The organism is Peptoniphilus koenoeneniae (assembly GCF_030812875.1).
Lineage (GTDB): Bacteria > Bacillota > Clostridia > Tissierellales > Peptoniphilaceae > Peptoniphilus_B > Peptoniphilus_B koenoeneniae.
The window spans coordinates 125,940-141,234 of sequence record NZ_JAUSTN010000007.1 but is presented as its reverse complement, the minus strand read 5'-3'; the positions used below and the strand labels follow the sequence as shown (position 1 = coordinate 141,234).

The following is a 15,295-nucleotide window of genomic DNA, read 5'->3' as shown; positions in this document are numbered from 1 at the left end:
AAAATACGCTGGGACTTTTTAGTCTCGGCGTTTTTTATTGTCTGATTTTTTTATTAAAAGGCTTAATTAAAATTTCACTTGGAATCTGAGCAAGAATGGTTGCTATAAATACAATTAAACAACCTAACATTTCTCTTGCTGTCATACTTTCTTTTAATAGTATAGCCGCAGCAAGAGCTGCTATTATACTTTCAAGAGAGAGTATAAGGGACCCTATTGTAGCATCTATATCTCTTAAAGCAATTATCGAAAGAGTATAGGCAAGGCCGCTGGAAAGAATCCCCGTATAAAAAATTGAGGTTTTTGCAGCCAAAATTTCAGACATATTTATGTCTTCTATAAAAAATGCAATTATTCCCGATATTATTCCAAAAACAAAAAATTGTGAGCAACTTAATATTATTCCGTCACATTTTGATGAATAAGTGTCTATAAAAATAATATGAAGAGCAAAACCCACTGCACTTAAAAGTATTAAGAAATCTCCTCTTTCTATGGTAAAATCTTTTTTTATTGAAATGAAATATAGACCGATTATTGCAAGAATTACACATATTACAACTTTTTTATCCGGCTTTTTGCCCATTAAAAAATAAAAAATAGGTAAGAATGCAATATAAAGGGTTGTTAAAAATCCTGATTTCCCAGCATCTGTAAAAACCATACCTGCCTGTTGTAAATTTTGAGCAAAACTAAGGAGAATACCTAAAATCACTCCTGCTTTTACTGAAAATTTTTTGTCTATATAATGGGATCTGTCTATTAATTTTTTAGGTCTTATTAAAATAATTATTATAAGTGAAAAACCTGCCAATAAACCTCTTGCCATATTATAAGTAAAAGGACCTACATGATCCATGGCTGTAGATTGAAATACAAAAGCGGTTCCCCAAATAAGTGCAACTAATAATAACATTAATGCTGCTCTAATCTCTTTTTTCATAAATTCTCCACTATAAAATGTTTTTAAAAAATTTTTCTTTCGCACTATAAAGTATGATACCAAATAAATAGATTTGCAACAATATTTTTATAGTATTTATTTTTTTATGTTTTATTAAAATTAAAAAAATTTTTAAGTTTATAAAATATAAAAAAGAGTACTTTTTAAAGTACTCTTTAATCTAAACTTATAATTGAATTATAGGAACATTCCTCCAAATTGCACAAATAGTGGTGCAAATACAAGAGAAACAACTGTTATAAGTTTAATAAGAATATTAAGTGAAGGTCCTGATGTGTCCTTAAAAGGATCTCCTACAGTATCGCCTGTTACGGCAGCCTTGTGAGCATCTGAACCTTTTCCACCATGTTTTCCTGATTCAATATATTTCTTAGCATTATCCCAAGCTCCGCCGGCATTAGCCATAAATATAGCCATTAAAACTCCTGTTACAAGAGCTCCTGCTTGAAGTCCACCCAAGGCTTCTGGTCCAAGTAGTAATCCTACAATAATAGGAACTATTACTGCAATAAGACCTGGAACTATCATTTCACGAAGAGCTGCGGTTGTAGAAATATCTACACACTTAGCATATTCAGGTGTTGCTTTTCCTTCCATGATTCCTGGAATTTCTCTAAATTGTCTTCTTACTTCGTCTATCATAGATGATGCCGCATTACCAACAGCACTCATTGTCAAAGCTGAGAATGCAAAAGGAAGCATTCCACCTACAAAAGTTGCTGCAATAACAGCTGGCTTAGAAATATCTATTCCATCAAGGCCTGTTGCATTAATGTATGATACAAAAAGTGCAAGAGCTGTAAGAGCTGCAGAACCTATGGCAAATCCTTTACCTATAGCTGCTGTTGTGTTTCCTACAGAGTCAAGAGAGTCTGTAATTTCACGAACATCTTCAGGAAGTTCGCACATTTCTGCAATACCTCCTGCATTATCTGCAATTGGTCCATAAGCATCAACGGCAATAGTCATACCTGCAGTTGAAAGCATACCAACTGCTGCAAGAGCTATACCATAAAGTCCCTTAATGGCACTTTCTGCTCCACCTGCTCCAAGATAAGCTGCAATTATACCTAAAGCTACAATTATAATAGGTCCAACTGTTGACATCATACCTACAGAAAGTCCAGCAATAATATTTGTTGCGTGACCTGTGTTTGATTCTTCAGCAATTCTTTGAACAGGTTTATAGTTATCTGCTGTGTAATATTCAGTGAATTTAGAAATTATAAGTCCTACTAAAATACCTACAATAACAGGTATAAAGGGTTGAAAACTTCCAAAAGTATATTTTGATAAAAATGCAGATGCCACAATAGTTACAACAGCTGCAATATAAGTTCCCATGTTAAGAGCTTTTTGAGGATTTTTATCTCCCTTAACAAAGAATGCCGCAAGAATACAAGCAACAATACCTATTGCAGCAATGGCAATACCATATTGTACTCCGGCATCTTCGTAAGCTACAAGACCAAGGGTTATAACTGAAAGAAGAGCACCTACATAAGATTCAAATAAGTCTGCTCCCATTCCAGCAACGTCACCTACGTTATCTCCTACGTTATCTGCAATAACTGCAGGGTTTCTTGGGTCGTCTTCAGGAATACCTGCTTCAACTTTACCTACAAGGTCAGCTCCAACATCGGCAGCCTTAGTGTAAATTCCTCCTCCAACTCTTGCAAAAAGAGCAATTGAAGAAGCACCAAGAGAAAATCCTGTTACAATTGCAGGATCTTTTCCTGAATAAATATAAGCAAGACTTATTCCTATAATACCAAGCCCTACAACACACATACCCATTACAGCACCGCCGGAAAAAGCAATATCAAGAGCCCTTCCCATTCCACTTTTCCATGCTGCATTACTTGTTCTTACATTGGCCTTTGTAGCTACATTCATTCCAATGTAACCTGCAAGAACTGAGAATATAGCTCCAACTAAAAAACAAATTGCTATTTTTATATCATGTAGACCAAAACATAAAACTAATGATAATACCACTACAAATATAATTAGAACTTTGTATTCCCTCTTTAAAAAAGCCATAGCGCCATCGTGAATATGTCCGGAAATTTCACGCATTCTATCATTTCCAACATCTTGTTTTGCAATAAAATTAGCCTTTAAAAAGGCATATGCCAGTGCAATAAGTCCAACGATGGGAGCTATAATTAAAATATTTTCCATAACTCCTCCTTAATATAAAAACTCTATTGAATTGCCAATAGAATTAATAACGATAAAACGAAAATTATAGCGGAAATAGTAACTATTTTATTTAATTTTTCCTTTTTACTTGCTCCAGTGTGTTCTCCCCAAAGAGATTCAACACTTCCGTCAAGTGTTCCAAGTCCCGCTTGTTCTGATTCCATTGATGTTACTGTAACAATAAGCACAATGGATGTAACAGCTATTATAACTGATAATATAGCTTGCATTTTAACCTCCTATTAATGTATTTATCTATAACGTATAAATTTTAACACAAGCTAAGTTTTATTTCAAACTTATAGAGATTATAAATTGAAAAAAATCTGAAAAGTTAGTGAAATTAAAAAGAGCTTAAATTAATAAGCCCTTTTTAATTAATTAAATTTTATTTTTTTTCAAAAGAATATCCGTGTTTTCTTAAATCTTCTTCAATTTGTCTTTGTTGTTCTTCATCCTTAGTAGAAACCACTACATTAACTTTCATCGCATCAATAGCATCTGCATGAGTATCAGGTGATTGTCTTATTTGATTGATGTTTGCTTTATTTTCTTCAAACAATCTTGTAAGTTTACTTAATTCACCTGGTTGATCATTTAATATAACCTTGTATTCAGCAGATCTTTTAGTTTTAAATAAGCCCTTGTTTATTACTTTTGCAATTCTTGTTACATCAATATTTCCACCTGAAAGTAGACAACAAACTTTTTTACCTTCATGTTCAAATTTGTTGTACATTAAAGCTGCAACAGGAGTTGCACCTGCTCCTTCAGTAACTATCTTATCCTTTTCAAGAAGAGTAAGTATAGCAGAAGAAATTTCATTTTCATCAACAAGTACAATTTCATCTACATATTTTTCAACTAAACCAAAAGTAATTTCTCCGGGAACCTTTACAGAAATACCATCGGCAATAGTTGAACCACCTTTAACTCCTGTTATCTTTCCTGCTTTTTTAGATTCATACATAGAAGGAACTGCCTTTGTTTGAACTCCTATTACCTTGCAAGAAGGTCTGAGGGATTTAACTGCAAGAGCAACTCCACTTATAAGTCCTCCGCCACCAATAGGAACAACTACAATATCACAATCCGGAAGATCTTCAAGTATTTCAAGACCTATTGTGCCTTGACCTGCTATAACTTCTTCATCATTAAAAGGCGCAATAAAAGTATAACCCTTTTCTTTAACTAACTCTTGAGCTTTTGCTGCTGCATCATCAAAAGTTTCCGGAACAAGTAAAACTTCAGCTCCGTAATTTTTTGTTGCTTCAACTTTTGAAATAGGTGCGTGTAAAGGCATACATATAATAGATTTTATACCTCTTTCAGTAGCTGACTTTGCAACTCCTTGAGCATGGTTTCCAGCTGAACATGCTATAACTCCCTTAGAAGCTTCTTCAGGTGTCAAAGTTGCAATTTTATTATAAGCTCCTCTTAATTTAAATGAGCCTGTGTCTTGTAAGACTTCAACTTTTAAATAAACATCTTCCCCTAAATTTGCGGCTTTTACAAGGGGTGTTTTTTTAATATGACCCTTTAACCTTTCTTTAGCATCATAAATTTTTTGAACTTCCATTTAATCCTCCTCGGGTCTTTTGTGGTGAATTATACTTACAAATTTTTCATCCTCTAAAATTTTTCTGACCCTTTTTTCAAATTCCATACGACTTAACCAAATCATCCTGTCACAACCTAAGCATTTCAGTTTGATGTCGGCGCCGGTTCTTAAAATCTCCCAACGATTTTCGCCACATGGATGTCCTTTTTTTAAAATAACAATATCGCCAAGTTCATAATAAAGCATAATAAACTCCTTATTCACCTTCCGAGAGATCTCTCATTTTATTATTGTCTGAGCTTCTTGATTGAATAATCTTATAAATATTCAATTTCCCATCTTTAAGTGCGGCAACAGTTACACCGCCTATCTCAATTTTTTCAATTCCTGAACCGAGTCTTGTGTAAAATTCAGATTTTTTACCTATCTCTCCTCCTAAATCGGATTCGCCTATAGTATAAATTGAACCTCCCACATCAGCAAGACCCGTTACATTTGCTGCAATAATAAACTTTGCTCCTTCTTCAAGCCTCATGTTATATTTTGAAAGAATTCCACTGTGCAAAAGATAAATACAAGAATCTTTGTAAAGGACATCACTAATATTGGGTATCTCTTTATGTAGTGTTTTTTCTCCATTTAAAATATAAATGTTTTTATCAGTTACCATTATAACTTTTCCTGACATTACCTTTACATCCAAGGCAACTTCCCCTACATAGTCAATTCTCTTTGAAAATTTTCCCTTACCTGATAATGTTGTCTTATATCCTCTGTCATAAGGATTTATTTCTGCAACAACATAGTTTTTTAAGTCATTAAAATCCATGGCAACTATAAAATTCTGAGTTTTATAGATTTCGCTTAAAGAATCTCCCTTTAAAAGGCTTAAAACTTCTCTGCCATTATCCTTCATGTGAACAATGGTGTTTTGCCCCTGAGTAATTATGTTGTAAACATCATAAGGAGCCACTGAAGTACCTAAAAATTCTCCATTTTCAGAATATCTATAAATTTTTTTAAGATCGGAATCATATAGATAGCATGAATTAGTTCCCCAAAAAACTTTTAAATTTTCAGAACTCTTGTCAATCTTTTTTTCCATTTCACCGTCTTTGCTGGCAACATAAAGATAATTTAAATCCCAAATCATAAGAGATGAGCCTGTAAGATGAAAATCCTTTACGTCGCTTACAAAACCAGGGGTCTTTATTTTAATTAAAGTCTTGTTGCCGTTTAAGTTATTTCTGTTGAAAATTAAAAATAAAAGCAGAAAAAAAGCAATCCCGCCAAGAAGAAAATTTTTTTTGTGTTTTAAGAAATAGTCCATAAATTCCTCCGCATTTATTATATCAAACTATAGAAATTTTTCCAAAATTTTTCACCAAAAAAAGAGTACCCCAAGAGCACTCTTTATTGGTAAAGATTTTTATCTCCAAATTTGATTTTACTGTCCGGCACTGTTCTTTCACCGGGAAGACCTGCCTTGTCAATAAGACTTGTTAAAATTCTTGAAATCTCTGCTCTTAAAACAGAACCCCTGGGTCTGAAAGTATTGTCAGGGTAACCTCCAACAGCCCCCAACTTTACAAGAGCACCTATATAGGCAATTTCTTCAGAAGACAAATTTTCCAAATCTTTAAAATTCAAAGCTTCCTTTGCATCCGGTTTCAACTTATACATATAACCTAAGATTTCTACAACTTCCATCCTGCTGATGGGCTTTGAAGGATTTAGATTTCCTGTAGTAGGAACTAAATAACCTGCCTTAACAGCTTTTCCAACTTCCTTATAAAACCAATCATCAGGTTTAACATCACTGAAAAAAACAGGGTAGACTTTTTTTAAATTTGCCATATTGTTAATAACGGCATAAAATTCAGCCCTTGAAATTTCCGCATCAGGTTTAAATAAATCACCTTCATAGCCGGAAATAAAACCCATGTCCGAAAGCTTATCAATATAATCACTGGCCCAGTGATTTCTCGTATCGGAAAAAGACCTTGCAGAAACACTTACAAATAACATACAAATTGAAATGAACAGTGTCAGGTATTTTTTTAATCTTCTCATATCCTCACCACTTCCAATTTATACTTACATTATATCAGTTATTTTTCCTACTAATTTTAAGATTGTATTACATATTATTTTTTCTTGTAATACTAGTGAAATATTGGGTAATATTAGAGAGGTGATATTATGAAAAGTTTATTATTAAAAGAAATTTACAATAGAATTTACTTAAAACCCTATGATTTCAGATATGCAAAAGTGGGAGATAAGGTCAAAAATTATATAGAAGAAAATTTAAAAAAGGATAATGTTGAACCAAAGGAGATTTATTCCTCTTATCAATGCCATTCCACTAATATAAGTATCGTTGAAAGGGATAAGGCTGAAAATTTTATATATGGAAAAATTTTTCTTAACAGTGATGGAATGATTACAAGTTCAAAAAATGTTGGTCTTTTTATAAAATTTGCAGACTGCACTCCCCTTGTCCTTTACGAAAGAGAAAATCATATCTTGGGTATTGTACACTCCGGTTGGAGGGGCACTTCAAAAAAAATTGGAGAAAGCTTAATTGAAAAAATCTTAGAATTAGGTGGAAAAAGAGAAAATATCCTTGCCTATATAGGTCCTTCAATAGATTCAAAAAATTATGAAGTTGGTAAGGACGTCTATGATGCCTTTGATTCTTTTAATACTTATAAGAATTTTAAAAAGTCAGATATTTTTATTTCAAAGGACAATAAAAATGAAAAGTTTTTACTTAACATGAAAAAGGCAAATAAGATAATTTTAGAAAATAATGGAATAAAAAATATTGAAGTATCCAAAGAAATTACCTTTGACAATATTAATTTACACTCTGCCCGAAGAGATGGGAAAAATTATGGACTTAATGGGATGATGGTGATGATGAGATAAAAAAATCCCAAAAAAATTATAAACTTGTACAAAAAAAATGTAGACTTTATTTTGTAAGTCTACATTTTTTTATTTTACCTTCCGAAAAATTCTTTGAAAAATTCATACAACCTTTGTCTTTCTCTATCATCCATTTGGGAATCACCTTGGTTGTTAGGATTTTTTTCTACATTTTCTTCAGTCTTTGACACTTTATAATCTGTAAAAGTTATTTCAAGGGTCATTTCTTTTTTGTCCCTTAAAATATCAAGTTTAACCTTATCTCCCGGTTTATATTTGTAAAGATCCGCCCTTAAAGTGTTGACGCTGTCCAAATCTTTTCCGTCCATTCTTAATAAGACATCACCTTTTTCAAGTCCTGCCAGCTTTGCAGGAGAATTGTCCAAAACATCTCCAACATAAAGACCCTTATGGGATTTTATATTCGTTCCAAGCATTCTGTTTGCATCTTCAACTGGAACTGATGATGCTCCTAGGGCAACTGCCTTATAATCTCCTGTCTTAATTACACTTTCTATAATAGGTTTTATAGAATTAATAGGAATTGCAAAGCCCATGCCTTCAGCAGAAGAAACTTTTACTGTATTAATTCCTATTACCTGTCCTCTGTCATTTATAAGAGGTCCTCCAGAATTTCCTCCATTAATGGAAGCATCTGTTTGAATTAAGCCTACCATAAATCCGCCACCATCAACTTGACCTATATATCTGTTAAGGCCTGAAATTATTCCCTTACTCATAGATCTTTGAAAGGCCATATCAAGAGGATTTCCTATGGCAATTGCAGTTTGTCCAACTTTTAAAGTATCAGAATCTCCAAAACTTGCCCCTTCCAATTTTTTATCGCTTTTAATTTTTACAAGGGCTATATCTATAAAACTGTCTGACCATACAACTTTTCCTTCGGTGCTGGTACCGTCATTTAAAAATACATTTACTTTTTTGGCAGCCTTTCCTCCCAAAGAAACCACGTGAGAATTTGTCAAAATATATCCATCCTCTGAATAAATTACTCCCGAACCTGTTCCCCTCACTGCTTGTGTTCCAAAAGGAGTCATTTGATAACCCTCAGTTGTAATACCTACAACTGAAGGGACTACTTTTTCAAAAACATAAGTGGCAGAATTTTCCCCTGAGCTTGTTTGTATATTTACATTTTGACTTTGAAAGTCCCTTTCTTTATTCGCCTCTGTGGAAACAGCCATTTGAAATCTTTCTCCTAAAAGTCCATAAGTAATGGCGCTTCCTAAAAGACCTCCTATAAGAGAAAAGATAAGGGCTAAAAATAAAATCCCCTTTCCTCCTCTTTTTTTATTTTTTCTTCTGTCGAAATTTTCATTTTCGTAATAATTTTTTATTTCTTCATTTCTTTCATCCATTTTTCTACCTCCTCTTTAACTATACCCATTTTAGCCTATCTAAATGAATGCAAAATGAATTAGCTTTATTTATAAATTTTACTCGTTTATAATAATAGTGGAGTTGATTTAATGCTTTTTAATTCTGTAAACTACTTAATATTTTTTCCCATAGTAGTAATTATTTATTTTTCCCTGAATGATAAATTCAAAAAAATATTTTTATTGGGAGCAAGCTTTTTTTTCTATTCATCATGGAATTTTAAATATTCTCTTTTAATGCTTTTAAGTATTGTCGTAACTTTTTTTACGGGAATCTATATAGAAAAAGCTAAAAGTCAAAAAGAAAAAAAGTTCTTTATTTTTTTATGCTTTTTTATAAATTTAGGCATACTTTTTTTATTTAAATATTTTTCCTTTAGCTTAGGATTTTTAAATAGACTTCTAGGACTTTTAAATTTACACTTAAACTTTAAGGGTCTTAACTTTCTTTTACCTGTTGGCATATCTTTTTATACCTTCCAAGCTCTGGGCTACACAATTGATGTATATAGAAAAGAAATAGGGGCAGAAAAAAATTTCATTAATTATGCTCTTTTTGTTTCATTTTTTCCTCAACTTGTTGCAGGCCCTATAGAGAGGTCAAAAAATCTCCTGCCTCAAATTAAAACCCTTGGCAATAGAAAATATGAAAATCTTTCAAAAGGCTTTTTATATATTTTGTGGGGAATATTTTTAAAACTGGTAATTGCAGATAGAGCTGCAATTTTTGTAAATCAAGTTTATGCAGACTATAAAAATCTTTCATGGCTCTTTTTATTTATAGGAGCTGTCCTTTTTAGCTTTCAAATTTATTGCGACTTTTACTCTTATTCCATAATAGCAAAGGGATCGGCAAAGATATTGGGTTACGATTTAATGGATAATTTTAAAGAACCCTACCTTTCAAAATCTATAGGAGAATTTTGGAAAAGATGGCATATTTCCCTTTCAACTTGGTTTAAAGATTATCTCTATATACCTCTTGGCGGAAATAGGGTAAATAAATTCAGAACTTATATAAATGTCCTTATAGTTTTTTTAACAAGTGGCCTTTGGCATGGAGCCAACTATACATTTATAATCTGGGGTCTTATTCATGGAATTTTTAACATTCTCGAAAATATTACAAAAAAATATTTTGTAAAATTCAAAAATAATTTACTCTATATAAGTTTAAGAAGGATGATGACCTTTTTAGTTGCAACCTTTGCCTTTATATTTTTTAGAGCCAACCATTTAACCATGGCAACTAGCTATATTTCAAAGATATTTTTTCTTGAAGGAGATCCCCTTAAAGACAAAATAAACTTTTCCTTAGGCAATGTTTATGTATTGACATTTGCAATCTTTGTTTTATTCTTAGTTGATATAATAAAGTACAGAGGAATAAATATAAGCGAGAAAATAGAAAGTAAAAACTTTTTATTTAGAATAGTCATCTATATACTTTTAATTGTCTTTTCTCTTATTTTCGGAGTTTACGGTCCCGGTTACAGTGAAAGTCAATTTATTTATTTTCAATTTTAGATGTGATTTAATTATGAAAAATTTAAAAAGAATATTAAAAATAGGAATCTTTATTTTGATTCTCTCAACAATAATAAGTCAACTGAATACAATTTTTATTAGAAAATCCTTAGAAAAACCTTGGGATATGGGCAATAAAATAGCCGGATATTTTAATGAAAAAGAAAAATATGACCTCATGTTTTTCGGCACAAGTCATGCCTATTGCAGTTTTTATCCGGAAATACTTAAAAAACATGGAATAAATTCTTATGTTTTAGCAAGTCAAAAGCAACCTGTCCAAGCAAGCTACTACTATATAAAAAAAGCCCTGAAAATATCAGAGCCTAAAAAAATTTATTTTGACATTTGTGATTTAATTACAAAAAACCAATTGGATGATGGAACGATTCACTCCTATACGGACTACTTTCCCCTAAGCTTTGATAAACTTGCAATGATAAAAAATTCCCTTCCAAAAGATAAGTGGGCAGAAAATATTTTTCCCCTTTTTAAATATCACTCCCGTTGGGAGGAAATAGCTGAAGAGGATTTGAAGTTTAAATGGAAAGACTTCCACGATGACTTAAAGGGCTATGTAATGCTTCAAGGTCAAAGTAAAAATTTTATGAAAAATCCTAAAGTAAACCTTGATAATATGAAAATTATAGAAGCCGCAAAAGATAAGACCTTTAAAGAAGAAAACTATATTTGGGCAAAAAAAATATACGACCTTTGTAAAAAAAATAAGCTAGCCCTATATTTTATAAAAACACCCTTATTTAATTTTGAGCCTTATAAAGAAAATATAGATGCTGCTTTTTCTTACATTAAGGATTTTGGCGGAAATGTTATAGATCTATCAAAGGATAAAGAAAAAATCGGATTAACAAAGGAAGATTTTTACGATCCCTCCCACTTAAATAGGGCTGGAGCAGAAAAATTTACACAGTACTTTTATGAAAATTATTTAAAATAAAAGATTAGGTAAACTATAATCTTTTATTTTTTTCCGGCAAATATTTCCAATATTTTTTGGGCATATTAGAAATCATAAGTCCTATGTTTTTTCTCTCCTCAATGGCAACAGAATCATAAAAATTAACCCAAGCGGACCTGAAAAACTTTTCATTTTCACTATCTATAGGACTTAAAGACTCAACATCTAAAATTTTAAGCCTGCCCCTTTGACAAAAAGCGGCTTTTTTTCTTTTATCATCACAAATAATAAAATCTTCCTTAGGCATTCTTTTTAAAAAATGCCTTGCCAAAAAAATTAAAATATCATTTTGAGGAGAAAACTCAGCCAATAAAAAATTATCCTGAATCTCCCTAAATCTTAAAAGCCCCTTATAAGAATGAAGTTCCCGGGAAAAATTCTTTAAAATTCCTCTGTAAGCCACTGCGTACTCATGAGCAGAACTTAAAAAATTAATACCATATCTGTAAATATTCTTTATACAAACCCCTATAATATATTCCTTTTTTATATGGTCCGACAAAAAAATCTTAAAAAAATCTCCCAAAATATCCTTAGAAAAATTTTTTATCAAGCTATTTTTAACCCTATTTGCCTTTTCTAAATCCCTCTTTACATATAGGCTATCAAAAAAAACCACTTGATCATTTTCCTTTTCTATCTCTATATCTTCAATAAACTTATAAGAATCAAATATTAAAGTTAAAAGACCATCAAAAGTCCCATCATAAATATATTTCATATCACCACATCTTCAACTGCTCACAGGCATAAGGATCTTTAGCTGACATAATATCCTTTAAAGCCTCCTTTGTAGAAACATTTATTCCCCTGTAAACTCCCCTTACAGTTATAAAATTTTTGCAATTCTTAGTTGAAATTTTTAAGCTTTTTAAATCATCATAATTTAAAGCCGCAAACCTTCTGGCATTTATTATCCTAAGAGCATAGGTCCTTCCAATGCCTGGAACACGCATAAGCTCTTCAAAACTTGCCCTATTAATTTCAAGAGGAAACTTTTCAATATTTTCTATAGCCCAATTCATTTTAGGATCCAACCTTAAATCAAAATAAGGATTTTTTTTATTTAAAATTTCATCAGCCTTAAAACCGTAAAACCTTAAAAGCCAATCCGCCTGATAAATTCTATGCTCCCTTAACATGGAAGTCTCAGAAATTCCCTCTGTAAAACTTGACTTAACAACAGGAATGTAGCGAGAATAATAAACCCTCTTCATATTAAAATTTTTGTAAAGACTCTGAGCTTGATTAATAATAGTCAAATCATCCTCACGACTTGCCCCCACAATCATTTGGGTAGTTTGACCAGCAGGCAGAAACTTAGGAGCCTTTCTAAAAATCTTTCTTTCCTCAACATTTTCAATCAAAGTCTCTTTTATATTTCCCATAGGCTTAAAAATCTGGCCGTAAGACTTTTGAGGAGCCAAAAGACTCAAAGACCTCTCCGTAGGAAGTTCAATATTAATACTCATCCTATCCACCAAATTTCCAAGTTTATGAATAAGATCATGAGAAGCCCCAGGAATAGCCTTCATGTGAATATAGCCATTGAAATTGTACTTGTTCCTTAAAAGCTCAGCAACCTCAATAAGACTTTCCATGGTTTTATCAGGACTCTTAAAAATCCCAGAAGATAAAAAAAGGCCCTCAATATAATTTCTTTTATAAAAATTTATAGTTAAATCAGCCACTTCCCTTGGAGTAAACTCCGCCCTAATAACATCATTGTCCCTTCTATTTATGCAATAATTGCAGTTGTAAATGCACTTATTGGTCAAAAGAATCTTTAAAAGAGAAATGCACCTACCGTCCTCGCTCCAAGAATGGCATATACCAGAAAAACTTGCATCCCCCAAACCATTTTTATTTTTTCTATTAGACCCGCTGGAAGAACAACTCACATCATACTTAGCAGCATCAGTTAAAATTTTAATTTTTTCTTGAATATCCATTTAACCACCTGAAAAAATTATACCACCATACAATATTTTTGTAAACGTATGTTCTTTTAAATCTTGATAAGTTTTAACATATAAAAAACCTACATTCCATTGATGTAGGTTTTTTTCTATTTATTTTTTTTAATTTTTAAAGGAATGGATTGGGGCGGGGATTCTTCCTCCTCTGTTAGCAAATTCACTGCTATCTCCTTTTCCCATGTCCATTATTGGTGCATAGCCTAAGAGGCCTCCGAATTCTGCGTATTGTCCTGCTTTTTTTCCTATTACTGGTATTACTCTTACGGCTGTTGTTTTATTATTTATTACTCCTATGGCTGCTTCGTCTGCTATTATTGCTGATATTGTTGATGGGCTGGTATCTCCTGGGATTGCTATCATATCTAAGCCTACGGAACATACTGCTGTCATGGCTTCTAATTTGTCAATAGATAGGGATCCTGTTTTCACTCCGTTTATCATGCCTTCGTCTTCTGATACTGGTATGAAGGCTCCGCTTAATCCACCTACGTTGGTGCTTGCCATGATGCCTCCTTTTTTTACCGCGTCATTTAAGAGGGCGAGGGCTGCTGTGGTGCCATGGTAGCCTACGTTTTTTATTCCCATTTCTTCTAATATTCTTGCTACTGAGTCCCCTATTTCTGCTGTGGGTGCCAGGGATAGGTCTATTATTCCAAAGGGAAGGTCTAATTCTTTTGAGACTTCTCTTCCGACTAATTCTCCCATTCTGGTGATTTTAAAGGCTGTTTTTTGTATTGTTTCGGCTAAGGTTTCAAAGGGCTTGCCTTTTACTTTTTCAAGGGCTGCTTTTACAACTCCTGGTCCGCTTACTCCTACGCTTATTACGCAGTCTTCCATGCCTATTCCGTGAAAGGCTCCTGCCATGAAGGGGTTGTCTTCTACTGCGTTGGCAAATACTACAAGTTTTGCGCAACCTATGGAGTCTTTATCTTTTGTAAGTTCTGCGGTTTTTACTATGGTTTGTCCCAATGTTTTTACTGCGTCCATGTTTATGCCGGCTTTTGATGAGCCTACGTTTATGGATGAACACACTATGTCTGTTTGGCTCAAGGCTTCTGGTATGGAGTCTATTAAAATTTTATCTCCCTTGTTAAAACCTTTGTGGACTAGGGCTGAAAATCCTCCTATAAAGTCCACTCCCAGGTCTTTTCCCACTTTATCTAAGACTTGAGCAAATTTTAAATAGGATTTTTCTTTGGTTGCTCCTCCTAAAAGTGCAATTGGGGTTACGGAAATTCTATTGTTAATTATTGGTATTGAATAGGTCTTGCTTACAAGATCTGTTGTTTTTATTAAATTTTTTGCTTTTGAATAGATTTTATCGTAAATTTTTTGGCAGGCTCTGTCTATGTCTTCGTCTATGCAGTCAAGAAGAGATATGCCCATTGTTACTGTCCTTATGTCCAAGTTTTCTTGGTCGAACATTCTTATAGTTTCCAGTATTTTTTTTTCGTCCATGGTCCACCTATATTTGATACATTGCATCAAAGATGTCTTCTCTTTGAATTCTTATATCCATCTTCAATTCTTTTGCCATTTGGTTTGTTTTGTCTACAAGTTCTGTAAATTTTTCTCCCAAGTTGCTTATATCCACTATCATAATCATGGTGAAATATTTGTCCACTATGGTTTGGTTTATGTCTACTATGTTTAAATTATAGTCCGCTAAAAGTTTTGAAACTTTTGCTACTATTCCCACTTTGTCGTAGCCTATTATTGTTATTACTGCTCTCATTTTTTCCTCCT

General features: G+C 32.7%; 15 protein-coding genes. 3 read left to right on the top strand and 12 right to left on the bottom strand.

The window, feature by feature from the left end; translation table 11 throughout:
* Positions 1-34: 34 nt before the first annotated feature.
* The 7 genes from J2S72_RS07610 to J2S72_RS07580 form a co-directional block, all read right to left on the bottom strand.
* Complete coding sequence (locus tag J2S72_RS07610) at positions 35-943, bottom strand: DMT family transporter (protein ID WP_307495272.1); 909 nt, start codon at positions 941-943, stop codon at positions 35-37.
* Between the two features lie 198 nt (positions 944-1,141).
* Complete coding sequence (locus J2S72_RS07605; RefSeq protein WP_023055948.1) at positions 1,142-3,148, bottom strand: sodium-translocating pyrophosphatase; 2,007 nt, start codon at positions 3,146-3,148, stop codon at positions 1,142-1,144.
* Positions 3,149-3,171: 23 nt separating this feature from the next.
* On the bottom strand, positions 3,172-3,399 hold the full coding sequence (locus J2S72_RS07600) for a preprotein translocase subunit SecG (protein ID WP_023055914.1): 228 nt from the start codon (positions 3,397-3,399) through the stop codon (positions 3,172-3,174).
* Between the two features lie 158 nt (positions 3,400-3,557).
* Positions 3,558-4,748: a threonine ammonia-lyase gene (gene ilvA / locus J2S72_RS07595; protein WP_307495271.1), complete on the bottom strand. Its 1,191-nt coding sequence runs from the start codon at positions 4,746-4,748 to the stop codon at positions 3,558-3,560.
* Positions 4,749-4,976 (bottom strand): DUF951 domain-containing protein, encoded by a 228-nt coding sequence (locus tag J2S72_RS07590; protein WP_023055950.1) that lies wholly within the window; start codon positions 4,974-4,976, stop codon positions 4,749-4,751. It lies immediately after the preceding gene.
* Between the two features lie 10 nt (positions 4,977-4,986).
* Positions 4,987-6,060, bottom strand: coding sequence for a hypothetical protein (locus J2S72_RS07585; protein ID WP_307495270.1), 1,074 nt, complete (start codon positions 6,058-6,060; stop codon positions 4,987-4,989).
* A gap of 83 nt (positions 6,061-6,143) precedes the next feature.
* A complete protein-coding gene (locus J2S72_RS07580) occupies positions 6,144-6,803 on the bottom strand; it encodes an S-layer homology domain-containing protein (RefSeq protein ID WP_307495269.1) in 660 nt (219 codons plus the stop codon).
* Positions 6,804-6,932: 129 nt separating this feature from the next.
* Between J2S72_RS07580 and pgeF the strand changes: the two genes are divergently transcribed.
* The gene (gene pgeF / locus J2S72_RS07575; protein ID WP_023055907.1) at positions 6,933-7,664 is read left to right on the top strand and encodes a peptidoglycan editing factor PgeF; all 732 of its coding nucleotides are present in this window, start codon (positions 6,933-6,935) and stop codon (positions 7,662-7,664) included.
* Between the two features lie 74 nt (positions 7,665-7,738).
* Here pgeF and J2S72_RS07570 read toward each other — a convergent pair whose 3' ends face one another.
* On the bottom strand, positions 7,739-9,043 hold the full coding sequence (locus tag J2S72_RS07570; protein WP_023055964.1) for a S1C family serine protease: 1,305 nt from the start codon (positions 9,041-9,043) through the stop codon (positions 7,739-7,741).
* Between the two features lie 111 nt (positions 9,044-9,154).
* On the opposite strand from J2S72_RS07570, the gene J2S72_RS07565 reads away from it, so the two are divergent.
* Complete coding sequence (locus J2S72_RS07565) at positions 9,155-10,591, top strand: MBOAT family O-acyltransferase (RefSeq protein ID WP_307495268.1); 1,437 nt, start codon at positions 9,155-9,157, stop codon at positions 10,589-10,591.
* Positions 10,592-10,604: 13 nt separating this feature from the next.
* Positions 10,605-11,549: a hypothetical protein gene (locus tag J2S72_RS07560; protein WP_307495267.1), complete on the top strand. Its 945-nt coding sequence runs from the start codon at positions 10,605-10,607 to the stop codon at positions 11,547-11,549.
* Between the two features lie 13 nt (positions 11,550-11,562).
* Here the strand turns inward: J2S72_RS07560 and J2S72_RS07555 are convergent, their stop codons facing one another.
* The 4 genes from J2S72_RS07555 to J2S72_RS07540 form a co-directional block, all read right to left on the bottom strand.
* Positions 11,563-12,291 carry a TIGR03915 family putative DNA repair protein gene (locus tag J2S72_RS07555; RefSeq protein WP_307495265.1) on the bottom strand — a complete coding sequence of 243 codons (729 nt, stop codon included), beginning with the start codon at positions 12,289-12,291 and terminating at the stop codon, positions 11,563-11,565.
* Between the two features lies 1 nt (position 12,292).
* Positions 12,293-13,522 carry a putative DNA modification/repair radical SAM protein gene (locus J2S72_RS07550; RefSeq protein WP_307495264.1) on the bottom strand — a complete coding sequence of 410 codons (1,230 nt, stop codon included), beginning with the start codon at positions 13,520-13,522 and terminating at the stop codon, positions 12,293-12,295.
* 129 nt (positions 13,523-13,651) lie between these two features.
* On the bottom strand, positions 13,652-15,007 hold the full coding sequence (locus J2S72_RS07545) for a PFL family protein (protein ID WP_307495263.1): 1,356 nt from the start codon (positions 15,005-15,007) through the stop codon (positions 13,652-13,654).
* Between the two features lie 7 nt (positions 15,008-15,014).
* On the bottom strand, positions 15,015-15,284 hold the full coding sequence (locus tag J2S72_RS07540) for an ACT domain-containing protein (protein ID WP_023055918.1): 270 nt from the start codon (positions 15,282-15,284) through the stop codon (positions 15,015-15,017).
* Positions 15,285-15,295 lie beyond the last annotated feature (11 nt).

What these genes read in the sequence shown, in the direction of transcription:
- J2S72_RS07610 (WP_307495272.1), bottom strand. Translation starts at nt 943, where the DNA reads ATGAAAAAAGAGATTAGAGCAGCATTAATGTTATTATTAGTTGCACTT.
- J2S72_RS07605 (WP_023055948.1), bottom strand. Translation starts at nt 3,148, where the DNA reads ATGGAAAATATTTTAATTATAGCTCCCATCGTTGGACTTATTGCACTG.
- J2S72_RS07600 (WP_023055914.1), bottom strand. Translation starts at nt 3,399, where the DNA reads ATGCAAGCTATATTATCAGTTATAATAGCTGTTACATCCATTGTGCTT.
- ilvA (WP_307495271.1), bottom strand. Translation starts at nt 4,748, where the DNA reads ATGGAAGTTCAAAAAATTTATGATGCTAAAGAAAGGTTAAAGGGTCAT.
- J2S72_RS07590 (WP_023055950.1), bottom strand. Translation starts at nt 4,976, where the DNA reads ATGCTTTATTATGAACTTGGCGATATTGTTATTTTAAAAAAAGGACAT.
- J2S72_RS07585 (WP_307495270.1), bottom strand. Translation starts at nt 6,060, where the DNA reads ATGGACTATTTCTTAAAACACAAAAAAAATTTTCTTCTTGGCGGGATT.
- J2S72_RS07580 (WP_307495269.1), bottom strand. Translation starts at nt 6,803, where the DNA reads ATGAGAAGATTAAAAAAATACCTGACACTGTTCATTTCAATTTGTATG.
- pgeF (WP_023055907.1), top strand. Translation starts at nt 6,933, where the DNA reads ATGAAAAGTTTATTATTAAAAGAAATTTACAATAGAATTTACTTAAAA.
- J2S72_RS07570 (WP_023055964.1), bottom strand. Translation starts at nt 9,043, where the DNA reads ATGGATGAAAGAAATGAAGAAATAAAAAATTATTACGAAAATGAAAAT.
- J2S72_RS07565 (WP_307495268.1), top strand. Translation starts at nt 9,155, where the DNA reads ATGCTTTTTAATTCTGTAAACTACTTAATATTTTTTCCCATAGTAGTA.
- J2S72_RS07560 (WP_307495267.1), top strand. Translation starts at nt 10,605, where the DNA reads ATGAAAAATTTAAAAAGAATATTAAAAATAGGAATCTTTATTTTGATT.
- J2S72_RS07555 (WP_307495265.1), bottom strand. Translation starts at nt 12,291, where the DNA reads ATGAAATATATTTATGATGGGACTTTTGATGGTCTTTTAACTTTAATA.
- J2S72_RS07550 (WP_307495264.1), bottom strand. Translation starts at nt 13,522, where the DNA reads ATGGATATTCAAGAAAAAATTAAAATTTTAACTGATGCTGCTAAGTAT.
- J2S72_RS07545 (WP_307495263.1), bottom strand. Translation starts at nt 15,007, where the DNA reads ATGGACGAAAAAAAAATACTGGAAACTATAAGAATGTTCGACCAAGAA.
- J2S72_RS07540 (WP_023055918.1), bottom strand. Translation starts at nt 15,284, where the DNA reads ATGAGAGCAGTAATAACAATAATAGGCTACGACAAAGTGGGAATAGTA.